The 11,096-nt window shown below is 67.9% G+C and carries 7 protein-coding genes and 8 tRNA genes; 11 read left to right on the forward strand and 4 right to left on the reverse strand.

Translation table 11 applies throughout. The features are described 5' to 3' along the window. Positions 1–123 precede the first annotated feature (123 nt). Complete coding sequence (gene uvrA / locus V5A19_RS09805; protein WP_332319055.1) at positions 124–2,982, forward strand: excinuclease ABC subunit UvrA; 2,859 nt, start codon at positions 124–126, stop codon at positions 2,980–2,982. Positions 2,983–3,009: 27 nt separating this feature from the next. Here the strand turns inward: uvrA and V5A19_RS09810 are convergent, their stop codons facing one another. Then, positions 3,010–3,312, reverse strand: coding sequence for a hypothetical protein (locus V5A19_RS09810; RefSeq protein ID WP_332319054.1), 303 nt, complete (start codon positions 3,310–3,312; stop codon positions 3,010–3,012). Between the two features lie 510 nt (positions 3,313–3,822). Here V5A19_RS09810 and V5A19_RS09815 point away from each other — a divergent pair. Together V5A19_RS09815 and V5A19_RS09820 are read left to right on the forward strand one after the other, a co-directional pair. Beyond that, positions 3,823–4,530: a sulfite exporter TauE/SafE family protein gene (locus V5A19_RS09815; protein ID WP_332319072.1), complete on the forward strand. Its 708-nt coding sequence runs from the start codon at positions 3,823–3,825 to the stop codon at positions 4,528–4,530. A 122-nt stretch (positions 4,531–4,652) separates the two neighbouring features. After that, positions 4,653–5,483 carry a symmetrical bis(5'-nucleosyl)-tetraphosphatase gene (locus V5A19_RS09820; RefSeq protein WP_332319053.1) on the forward strand — a complete coding sequence of 277 codons (831 nt, stop codon included), beginning with the start codon at positions 4,653–4,655 and terminating at the stop codon, positions 5,481–5,483. Here the strand turns inward: V5A19_RS09820 and V5A19_RS09825 are convergent. Together V5A19_RS09825 and V5A19_RS09830 are read right to left on the reverse strand one after the other, a co-directional pair. Further along, positions 5,480–5,701, reverse strand: coding sequence for a hypothetical protein (locus V5A19_RS09825; RefSeq protein ID WP_332319052.1), 222 nt, complete (start codon positions 5,699–5,701; stop codon positions 5,480–5,482). The genes V5A19_RS09820 and V5A19_RS09825 overlap by 4 nt on opposite strands. Positions 5,702–5,802: 101 nt before the next feature. Then, complete coding sequence (locus tag V5A19_RS09830; protein ID WP_332319051.1) at positions 5,803–6,165, reverse strand: hypothetical protein; 363 nt, start codon at positions 6,163–6,165, stop codon at positions 5,803–5,805. Positions 6,166–6,393: 228 nt separating this feature from the next. Here V5A19_RS09830 and V5A19_RS09835 point away from each other — a divergent pair. The 8 genes from V5A19_RS09835 to V5A19_RS09870 all read left to right on the forward strand — a co-directional run bounded on the left by V5A19_RS09835 (position 6,394) and on the right by V5A19_RS09870 (position 7,728). After that, positions 6,394–6,481, forward strand: a tRNA-Leu gene (locus V5A19_RS09835). 43 nt (positions 6,482–6,524) lie between these two features. After that, positions 6,525–6,600 (forward strand) — tRNA-Gly (locus V5A19_RS09840). Between the two features lie 69 nt (positions 6,601–6,669). Further along, positions 6,670–6,746, forward strand: a tRNA-Ile gene (locus V5A19_RS09845). An 18-nt stretch (positions 6,747–6,764) separates the two neighbouring features. Further along, a tRNA-Ala gene (locus tag V5A19_RS09850) sits at positions 6,765–6,840 on the forward strand. 8 nt (positions 6,841–6,848) lie between these two features. Then, positions 6,849–6,924, forward strand: a tRNA-Gly gene (locus V5A19_RS09855). Between the two features lie 215 nt (positions 6,925–7,139). Then, positions 7,140–7,216: transfer RNA gene (locus tag V5A19_RS09860), tRNA-Pro, on the forward strand. 179 nt (positions 7,217–7,395) lie between these two features. Further along, positions 7,396–7,471, forward strand: a tRNA-Thr gene (locus V5A19_RS09865). A 169-nt stretch (positions 7,472–7,640) separates the two neighbouring features. Next, positions 7,641–7,728: transfer RNA gene (locus V5A19_RS09870), tRNA-Leu, on the forward strand. Positions 7,729–7,821: 93 nt separating this feature from the next. Here the strand turns inward: V5A19_RS09870 and V5A19_RS09875 are convergent. Further along, positions 7,822–10,956, reverse strand: a complete 3,135-nt coding sequence (locus tag V5A19_RS09875; RefSeq protein ID WP_332319050.1) for an efflux RND transporter permease subunit — start codon at positions 10,954–10,956, stop codon at positions 7,822–7,824. Between the last annotated feature and the right edge of the window lie 140 nt (positions 10,957–11,096).

Raw genomic sequence — 11,096 nt, forward strand, 5'->3', positions numbered from 1 at the left:
CGGCTTTGCGCCTCTTCCGAAAAAGGGGCTATGATACATGGTTTGTCTCTTGCCCGCATAAGCCTCGCCGGTCGCCGCGGAGGGCGGCCGGAGGGCCGGGCCACGGCCTTCGGTAACATGATTATGGACTGGATCGAGGTCCGCGGGGCACGCACCCACAACCTCAAGAACATCAACGTCGACATCCCGCGCGACCGCCTGGTGGTGATGACCGGCGTCTCCGGCTCGGGCAAGTCGTCGCTGGCCTTCGACACCCTCTACGCCGACGGCCAGCGCCGCTACGTGGAGAGCCTGTCGGCCTACGCCCGGCAGTTCCTCAACATGATGAACAAGCCGGAGGTGGAGTCCATTGAGGGCCTGTCGCCGGCCATCTCCATCGAGCAGAAGACTGCCTCGCATAACCCGCGCTCCACGGTAGGCACGGTCACCGAGATCTACGACTACCTGCGCCTGCTCTACGCCCGGGTGGGTGAGCCCGTGTGCTATTCCTGCGGCCGGCCCATCCGGGCGCAGACGGTATCCCAGATGGTGGACCAGGTGCTGGCCCTGGAGGAAGGCACCCGTATCCACCTGCTCGCTCCCATCGTGCGCGGCCGCAAGGGCGAGCACCGCGAGCTGTTCGATAAGGTGCGCGCCCAAGGCTTTATCCGGGCGCGGGTGGACGGCGACATGGTGGAGCTCGATGGTGGCATCCCCGACCTGGATGGCAAGCGGGTGCACACCGTGGAGCTGGTGGTGGACCGGCTCAAGGTACGCCCCGACCAGGACAACCGCCTGGCCGAATCCCTGGAAACCGCCCTCGACTGGGGCGACGGCTTGGCCCAGGTGCAGGTAATGGACGGGCCCGAGCTGCTGTTCTCGGAGCGCTTCTCCTGCCCAGACTGCAATGTCTCCTACCCCGAGCTCGAGCCACGGACGTTCTCATTCAACAATCCGCATGGGGCCTGTCCCACCTGCGACGGCCTGGGCCACATCTCCAGCTTCGACGCCGAGCGGGTCATACCGCATCCGGAATGGACCCTGCGCGAAGGGGCCATCCGGCCCTGGGACAAGCGCCACAGCCACTTCTATTTCCAAATGCTAGAAGCCCTGGGGGAGCACTACGGCTTCGACACCCGCACGCCCTTCCAGGACCTGCCTCACGAAGTGCAGCGGGTCATCCTGTACGGCTCCGGCGGCGAGAAGATCCGCTTCCGCTTCGAGACCGAGTCGGGCAACGCCCACTCGCGCGACATGCCCTTCGAGGGGGTCATCCCCAACCTCGAGCGCCGCTACCGGGAGACCGAGTCCGCGGCGGTGCGCGAGGACCTGGCCAAGTACATCACCGAGGACCCCTGCCCGGACTGCGGCGGCTCCCGGCTGCGCATCGAGGCCCGCCATGTTCTGGTGGGCGACCGGCCCATCCACGAGGTCACGGCGGAGCCGGTGCACCGCTCGCTGGCGTTCTTCCGCTCCCTGGACCTGCACGGTAGCCGCGGCCAGATCGCCGAACGCATCCTCAAGGAGATCGATGACCGCCTGCGGTTTTTGATGGACGTGGGCCTGGAATACCTGACCCTGGACCGCTCCGCGGATACCCTGTCGGGCGGCGAGGCCCAGCGCATTCGCCTGGCCAGTCAGATCGGGGCCGGGCTGGTGGGGGTCATGTACGTCCTGGACGAGCCCTCCATCGGCCTCCATCCGCGCGACAACGCCCGTCTGCTGGGCACTCTCAAGCACCTGCGGGACCTGGGCAACACCGTGATCGTGGTGGAGCACGACGAGGAGGCCATCCGCGCCGCCGACCATGTGGTGGACATGGGCCCGGGCGCCGGCACCCACGGCGGCGAGGTGGTGGCGGTGGGCACACCGGACGAGATCGCCCGCGACTCCGACAGCCTCACCGGGGACTACCTGGCCGGCCGCGAGGAGATCGCCATCCCCGAGGAGCGCACGGCCCCGGAGACGGATTACGCCTTGACCGTCGAGGGCGCGCGCGCCAACAACCTGGCCGAGGTCACCGTGGCCATCCCCCTGGGCCTATTCACGGGGATCACCGGGGTCTCGGGCTCGGGCAAGTCCACGCTGATCAACGAGACCCTGGCCAAGGGCGTCGCCCGCACCCTGCACGGGGCGCGCGCGCAGCCGGGGGCGCACACCGCCGTACACGGCCTGGAGCGCATCGACAAGATCATCAACATCGACCAGAGCCCCATCGGCCGCACCCCGCGCTCCAACCCGGCCACCTACACCGGGGCCTTCACCCCCATCCGCGAGCTGTTCGCCGGCACCCAGGAGGCGCGCACGCGGGGCTACAAGCCGGGTCGGTTCTCCTTCAACGTCAAGGGCGGGCGCTGCGAGGCGTGCCAGGGCGAAGGCGTGATCAAAGTGGAGATGCACTTCCTCCCCGACGCCTTCGTCCCCTGCGACGAGTGCGAGGGCAAGCGCTACAACCGCGAGACCCTGGAGGTCCGCTACAAGGGCAAGAACATCCACGAGGTCCTGGAGATGACCATCGAGGAGGCACGCGAGTTCTTCGATCCCGTGCCCACGGTGGCCAACAAGCTCCAGACCCTGATCGAGGCGGGTCTGTCCTATCTCAAGCTGGGCCAGAGCGCCACCACCCTGTCGGGCGGCGAGGCGCAGCGGGTCAAGCTGGCGCGCGAGCTGTCACGCCGCAACACCGGCCGGACCCTCTACATCCTCGACGAGCCCACCACCGGCCTTCACTTCGACGATATCCGCCAGCTTCTGAGCGTGCTCCACCGATTGCGCGATCAGGGCAACACGGTATTGGTGATCGAGCACAACCTCGAAGTCATCAAGACCGCGGACTGGATCCTCGACCTTGGTCCCGAGGGTGGCGAGGGCGGCGGCAATCTGGTAGCGGCGGGAACCCCGGAGGATGTGGCACGGGTGCGGGAAAGCCATACGGGCCGATATCTGGCCGAGGTGCTGGCCCACCGACTGGCTCCCGGTCCGGTGGGCGTTCGGACCGGTTAGGGCCGGCAATCGACCACCGGCAGCCACCTAGGTATGGGGGATCTGGTCCTCACCGGGGTAGTTCTGCTCCGGGTCCACATGACGTTTGCGGGTGCTTTCCCGGTCTTGGCCCGCATCGGCCTCGGTGCCGCGCAGGCTTAGCACGGCCCAGGTGGTTGCCGCCAGCCAAAAGAAGGCCGCGAGTCCCAGCCACACCGGTGTCCACTCCGGCACCAAGTACAAGGTAGACAACGCCGCCAGCCAGAAAACAGCGATGGGCGGAGCGGTGTAACAGCCGGTGCCGCAAACCGAGGCCGGCGGCACCAGGACGGCGAGAACGTAGCGAATCATGGGCTCCTCCTACTTACCCGGGGCCTACCCGGACCCTAAGAAAGCACCTTAGCCCCTTCCACCGGTTCTTGGCCATAGGTAGCACATGACTTTGTTAGGGGGGTGGACCAAAAGGGCCAGGTCTGAGATACTCGATGTGCGGTTTGGGGCAAAGGGGCCCGGTGGCAAAACCCCATACCAATGCTGTTCGGGCCTAAAAGGCAGGCATTACCGGCTCTTACCCCAGGCGCCTGGTTTTGGCACACCCATTGCTTTGAAGGGGGTGAGGCCGTAGTAACCGCCTTCGGGCGGAATAAGGGACTCACCCTCCCTTCGCCCCTTCGGGGGCATCCGACAATTCGGTTGGTTTAGGGCCGCAAGGCCCGGTGGAGCGGACGCCGGTTTCCCCCCCCTTTTCCCGGCCCGCTCCATTTTTTGTTTAAAGCCCCCTTCTCCTGCCTTTTCCGGCCGGCTTTCGCTTGCGCATCCCGCTTTTTTCAAGGATTTCCCGGAGCGAGAACCCCCGTGGAGATGGAAGCCCTCACCGTAACCGCCGCCCTCATCATGGGCCTGTTCGGCGGTCCTCATTGCGCAGCCATGTGCGGCGGTATCACCGCCACCCTCACCTTCGGACTCGACGACCGGGTACGCACCTCGGTGGTGCGGCAGCTGCCCTACCTTCTGGCCTACAATCTCGGGCGCATCGCCAGCTACACCGCCGCCGGGGCTCTCGCCGGGGGGCTGGGGGCCGCAGCCGCCCTGGGCGGCCCCCAAGGCGAGGGTCCGGCCCTTTTGCGGGGCTTGGCAGGCGCCGTCATGATCGCCATCGGCCTGTACATCGGCGGCTGGTGGCCCAGCCTGAGCCGGGTGGAGCGCATAGGCCTGCCCCTGTGGCGCCAGCTGGAGCCCCTGGGGCAGCGCCTGCTGCCGGTTCGCAGCCTTCCCACCGCTCTGGGCCTGGGCGCCGTATGGGGCTGGCTACCCTGCGGCATGGTTTACATGGTCCTGATCCAGGCCCTCACCGCCGGTAGCGCCGCGGCCGGAGGAACGCTGATGCTGGCCTTCGGCGTCGGCACCCTGCCCAATCTTCTCGCCATGGGCTTGTTCGCCGCGGCCCTGGGCCGCTTCATGAGCAACCCCTGGGTCCGGCGAGCGGCCGGCGGCCTCTTGGTCATCATGGGCGCGACGGGCCTGGCCCTTGCTTTGGGGATGGGATCAGGCGGTATGGACCACGGCTGACAGGACAGCTATTCCCGATTAAGGTATTCGCACCCTTAAGGGGGGCAAGTCCTCCTTACTCCCTTTGAATAAGCCGGCCCCGGTTAAGGAACCGCCGCAGCAGGGTTCCCCGGTAGGAGCATATGGCCGTTTACGCCATCGGTGACATCCAGGGTTGCGGGGCCGAGCTGGAGGCCCTGCTGGAGAACATCGCCTTCGATCCGGGGCGGGACCGGCTGTGGCTGGTCGGCGACTTGGTTAATCGCGGACCCCGTTCCCTGGAGGTGCTGCGACGGGTGCGGGCGCTGGGCGAGGCGGCAAAGATGGTTCTGGGGAACCACGATCTTCATCTGATCGGCCGAGCTCTCAGCGAGGCCAGGCCCAAGGGCAAGGACACCCTTGCCGAGACCCTAGAGGCCCCCGATGCGGCCGAGCTGATGGACTGGCTGCGGCACCGGCCCCTGTTTCACAGGGATCCGGGGCTGGGCTGGAACATGGTCCACGCCGCCCTCCATCCGCTGTGGGATCTCGCCACCGCAGAGGGCCGGGCACAGTCGGTGGAGTCGGCCCTGCGCGGCCCGGACGGTGGCGAACTGGCGGCCAGCCTTTCCAGCAGCGACCTGCCCACACGAGAACCGGATCCCAGCGACGGATGGCAATGGCTGCGTTTTAACGCCGCGGTCCTCACCCGCACCCGCTTTTGCACCGCCGACGGCGAATTTGCCTGGAGCGCCACTCCTCCGGATGAGCGGTACAGGCCCTGGTATGCTCACCGGGGCCGCGCCGCCGAGGGAAGGGCCATTGTATACGGCCACTGGGCCGCCGCCGGCTTTACCCGCTCCGCGGACACCCTCGGCCTGGACTCGGGCTGCGTCTGGGGCGGTGCCCTTACCGGCGCCCGGCTGGATCCCGACGGCGCGGTAGGGGGCTGCTGGCACCAGGATTGTCCCGGCTATTGGAAGCCGGAGGCCTAGCCCCCGCGCCGGTTACGCAGCCGCATCCACAGGACGCCCACGCCGGCGGCCCCGAACAAGGCGCTGGAGAGGAAGATCAGTGGGCTCTCAACCATTATCACCAGGGCAATGGCGACCGCGAGATAGACGAGCGGCAGCGCCTCGTAAACCGGGCCGGGGAAACCGCCCGCCGTATCCGTGCTGCTGACCATGGGATTGATGTGGCCTCGCCTAGACATACCCACCTCGTTCACGCTCCCCCGGCTTTCAAGGTCAGGACTTGGCCGGACGAGCCTATCCCATTTTGTCCGTATAGCCTAACCGGACAGCAAACCGCCGACTACCCCCCTAGCAGCTCCTCCAGCTCGGCCACCATGACCTCGGCATCCAAAGGCGCACCCAGCGCCGGGGTCAGGCGCACTCGGAAACCGTTGTCCAGGGCGACCAGCTCACTCCGTTCGTTACCCCCCTGCTGGATCTGCCAACCCCGCCCGGACCCGTGTATGAAGCGCCTGACATCGGCGGACGTCATGGGCCGCTGATGATAGTCCTGAAAAGGCGGATAGGGGCCGCCGTCCGCCGTTTCGATAGTCAGTGTCCAACGGTTACCGCGGGCGCTAAGGCTCAGCGCGCTGCCCCGGGGGTGCGCGAAACCTTTGAAGGGCGTCGCCCCGGGAGACGTATTCGATTCGGTGGGGCTCACTGCAACCGCCTCCTGACTGGCCAGTCATAAAAAAACGCCATTTTACCGCCTCCGGGGGTTGCAGGGTGCCCCCCTTTATTGGTTATCCTTAGCTGCTCTCGGCGGGCAACGAACCCGGGATTGAAAGTCCGGTTGCAGAGCCCCATCTAGCTGAACGCAAGCCGAGAAGAGGCGGGGCGCAAAGCCTTCTAAAGGGGTCCCCGCAGCCGATCTAGGCAATAAAATTTTGCGCGGGTGGCGGAATTTGGTAGACGCGCTAGATTCAGGATCTAGTGGCCGAGAGGCCGTGTGGGTTCAAGTCCCACCCCGCGCACCATATATGCGGCGTTGCATCAGGGCGCCTTGCGGCGCCCGCCCAGGCGGGAGTAGCTCAGCTGGTAGAGCCCCACCCTCCCAAGGTGGAAGTCGCCGGTTCGAGTCCGGTCTCCCGCTCCATTATCCGTGCCCTGTAAACTCGGGGTTGAACGAGCCGGGAGACATAGGGCACCAGGGTTGGGATACCCGGCTCGGGTAGCTCAGCCGGTTAGAGTGACGGCCTTATACGCCCTAGATCGCAGGGTCGAGTCCTGCCCCGAGCACCAGTACAGCGACAATCCAGCGGGGCCGTAGCTCAGTTGGGAGAGCGCGTGAATGGCATTCACGAGGTCGTCGGTTCGATCCCGACCGGCTCCACCAGTTTGCCCGCGGGAGTAGCTCAGTTGGTAGAGCACCACCTTGCCAAGGTGGCTGTCGCCGGTTCGAGTCCGGTCTCCCGCTCCAGATCCGAACCCCGCCCCAACAGGGGCCGGTAGCACGGCGGCAGGCCCGCGTCCTGCTTGTCGCTTGGGTTTACCCGGGGCCCGCGAAAGCGACCCGCCGGACTTTCTAGGTGTAGCTTATGACCGGGGCGCCGCCCCGCAACCTTTTTCTTGTCGTATAAGACGGGGTGCCCGCTGAAGCGGTCCCCCGAGTCGATTAGGTCGGCGTGACTTAGACGGGGTGTAGCTCAGCCTGGCAGAGCACCGCCTTCGGGAGGCGGGGGTCGGTGGTTCGAATCCGCCCACCCCGACCATACATTTTTTGGGTGTATCCCGAACAGGCTCGGGGGAGCGCTTTAGCGGGCACCCCGACCATCTGGCTTTTGACCGCGGCCTCCGAAGCTGCGGTCGCGTTTTTCGGAACCGGCGGCCCCGAACGCGACAGACCGCCCCCATTGGGGGTATGCTGGGTGCCGTTTCCGGTCGATCGCCGGCCCACGTAGCTCAGCCGGTAGAGCACACCCTTGGTAAGGGTGAGGCCACTGGTTCGAATCCAGTCGTGGGCACCAGGTATGGGCTGGGACCCGCTAAAGCGGTCCCCGCAACCATTTTTGATTGGCGTTACCGAGCGCGGGTGCCCGCTGAAGCGCGCCCCGCAACCATTTTTGATTGGCGTTACCGAGCGCGGGTCGCCGCCTAACGGCGCCGCCCGCAATTGATTCTGGTTATAGGCCATCTGCGCGGGTGGCGGAATCGGTAGACGCGCTAGCTTGAGGGGCTAGTGGGCTTATTGCCCGTGCCGGTTCGACTCCGGCCCCGCGCACCATACAGGGACAGGCCCGAGGCGTTCGCCTCGGGCCTGTTTTTTTGCTCCCCTGGCCGGCCTATGGCAACCTCCGCCACTTGGTCACGGCCCGGCTCATCGGCCCATTTGGCCGTGCCCTTCCCTGCCCAGGAGCCGGCGCAGTAGCCCTCCCAGGTCGTCCAGCAGGCTGAACACCACCGGCAGAACCACCAAAGTCAGCACCGTGCCCACCAGCAGCCCGGTGGCGGCGGCGATGCCCAGCGGGCTCATGCGCTCCAGGCCCACGGCCAGCTCGAACACCAGGGGCGACAGGCCCAGGACGGTGGAGACGGTGGTCATGAGCACGGGGCGCAGGCGCAGACGCACCGCCTCCAGGATGGCCTCGTCGCGCGCCATGCCCTCCGCCCCGGCCTGACGGACGAAATCCAGAAGCAGGATGCTGTTGTTCACCACTGTCCCGCCCAGAAGTATCAGGCCCATGATGGCCGGCATGCTCATGGGCTTGCCGAACACGAGCAGCCCCCACAGGGCCCCGGCCACAGCCAGGGGCACCAGGGCCAGGATCGCCAGCGGATGGCGCAGTGACCCGAACAGCGCGAACAGCAGCAGGGCCAGCATGCCGAAGCCGGGCAGCAGGGCCGCCCGCATCCGGCCCTGATTGGCCTGCAGGTCGGTCACCGTACCGCCTACCGCCACGCTGTAGCCCGCCGGCACCTCGATCCCGGCCAGGCGCTGGCGCGCCTCCGCCGCCACACCGGCAATGGTATATCCCCGGTTCACCGCCGTGATGTCCAGGGTCTGCTTGAGATCCTCGCGGGTGATGGCGGGCCGGACCCAGCGGGTGGCCACCGCGGCGGTGGCACGCAGGGGCACGGGACCTTCCGCCGTGGGCAGATAGACGCCGCCGATGCCTCCGGGCCGATCCACCGCCGTCTCCTCATAGGCTACGCGGATGGGAACGTCCAGAAAGCCGGTTAGGCGCAGATCCCCCGCCGGCAGGCCGTCCACGGCGGCGGCCAGGGCCCGTCCCGTCTCCGCGGTGGACAGACCCAGGCGCTGGGCCCGTTCGCGGTCCACGGCCACCGTGCGCTCGGGCTTGTCGAACAGCCAGCTTCGCCGCACGTCCAGCACCCCGGGCATGCCCGCCAGGGCGGCCAGGGCCTGCTTCCCCAGGTCGTCCAGCACCGCCGCGTCCGGCCCGCTTATGATGATGTCCAGCGGCGCCTTGGTGGTGGAGATGGGCGTGGCCCCGTACGCGGAAACGGTGTAGCCCTTGATGCCGGGCAGCTTGTCGAGGGCGTCGCGCCAGCGATCCATGACCGTCCAGATAGCCGCCCGACGCTGCGTGCGGTCCACCATATAGACGGTGAGACGGGCGGTCTGCGGGGTGGCGCCGCCGGCGCCGAAGCCGATCTTGCCGGGCTCCGAGCCCACCACCGAGGAAACCCGCTGCACGCCCGGGGTGGCCTCGACTTCGGCCTCCACCCGGTCCAGGACCGTTGCCACCCGGGCCACGCCGAAATGGGCCGGGGTCTCCAGGTCAATGGTGGCGATGCCGGTGTCCATGGGGGGCATGAGCTCATTGCCGATGAGCGGCGGCACCAACCGCATGGTGCCGACCAGGAAGACCGCGGCCGCGGCCAGGGTGAGCCAGCGCCAGCGCAGCGCGCCGCGGACCAGGCGGACGGTGGCCGTCGCCAGGCGCTCGGTGCCCGTCTGGACTCCGCCCAGCCAGCGCTCCAGGCGGCTGAGCCGGGTCCGGGGCCGGCTCAGCAGCCGCGCCGCCAGCACCGGGATCACGGTGAGCGCCACCAGCAGGGAGGCGATCAGGGTGACGCTGATCATGAGGTTCAGGGGTCGCATGATGCGCTGGATGTAGCCCCCGGCGAACATCACCGGCAGCACCACCACCACGGTGGTGAGCATGCCTGCCGTCACCGCCAGCGCCACCTGGCGGGCACCGGCCTGCGCGGCCTCGAAGGCGTTGCCCTCGATGCCCTCCCGGTGGCGGCGGATAATGTTCTCCAGCACCACCACCGCCGAATCGATCACCAGGCCCACGGCGATGATCAGACCGGACATGGTGACCATGTTCAGGGAATACGGCGTGAAGCCGAGCACCGCCAGGGCGCCCAGGAAGGCCAGGGGGATACTCACCGAGGCCACTGCCGCCACCCGCCAGTCGCCCAGGAAGACGAAGATCACGGCCACGGTGAGCACCACCGCCTGGACCACGCTGCTGCGCAGGCCGGCGGCGTTCACCTCGATGAGGTTCTGCTGGCTGCCGCTGATCGCGAACTGGACATCGCGGTAATCGGCGCGCAATCCGGGCAGTTCGGCCTTGACCGCCTCGATGGCCGCCATGGTGGCCCCCGCGCGGGGGCGCTGGATGCCCAGGGCAATGGCCGGCTCGCCGTTGCCGTGGTAAGCGCTGCGTGCCTCGGCGGTACCCAGCCGCACCTCGGCGACGTCACCGAGGCGAACGGTGCCCCCGGGCCCCTGGCGCAGGGGCAGCCCGGCCAGCTCCCGCGGCGTGGCCGCCTCCCCGGCCACCGTGACCAGGTATTCCCCGCCGCCCGGCTCCACGCGGCCGGCGGGCACGGTGACGTTGGCGCCTTCCAGGGCGGCCACCACCCCCTCCAGACCCAGGTCCTGGGCGGCCAGCGCCTCGCGGTCCACGGCCACGCGTACCTCGGGCTCGTGTCCCCCGAAGACCTCCACATCGCCCACACCGGGCAGGGCCAACAGGCGGTCCTGGATGGGGTTGGCCGCCAGCAGGCGAACGTCGACGAGGTCCTTGGGACTGTCCGGTCCGGGACGCAAAGCCAGGGTGAGCACCGGGCTGGTGGCATCGCTGACGGGATAGACGCGGGGCCGGGCCATATCGGCGGGCAGATCGGCGGTGGTGCGGTCCAGGGCGTTACCCACCGCCGCCACGGCCTGGGAAAGGCCCTTGTGGTAGCCGAACTCCACGCGAACGGAGGCCACGCCGTCGCGGCTGGTGCTGGTGATGTTGACCACCCCATCCAGGGTGTTGAGCTCCTTCTCCAGCACTTGGGTCACGTCGGAGGCCATGTCGCGCGCACCGGCCCCGGACTGGGTGGCGATCACCACCGCCTGCGGCGGATCGGTGTCCGGGAACAGGTCCACGGGAGTGCGGAAATAGGCCAGAAGGCCCCAGATGGTCACCAGCAGGACCACCGCGGCCAGGGCATGGGGGCGGTGCAGGGCCCAGTCGGTAAGTTTCAAGGCGTCACCACCGTCACCGGCATGCCGTCGGCAAGGCGGGTCCAGCCCAGATAGGGACTGATAACCACCGCCGCCCCCGGTTCGATGCCGGAAACGGCGACCCGGTCACCCTCGCGGCCGCGGACGGTCACCGGCCGCGC

This window comes from Thiohalorhabdus sp., from assembly GCF_036628635.1.
In the GTDB taxonomy this organism is placed as follows: domain Bacteria; phylum Pseudomonadota; class Gammaproteobacteria; order Thiohalorhabdales; family Thiohalorhabdaceae; genus Thiohalorhabdus.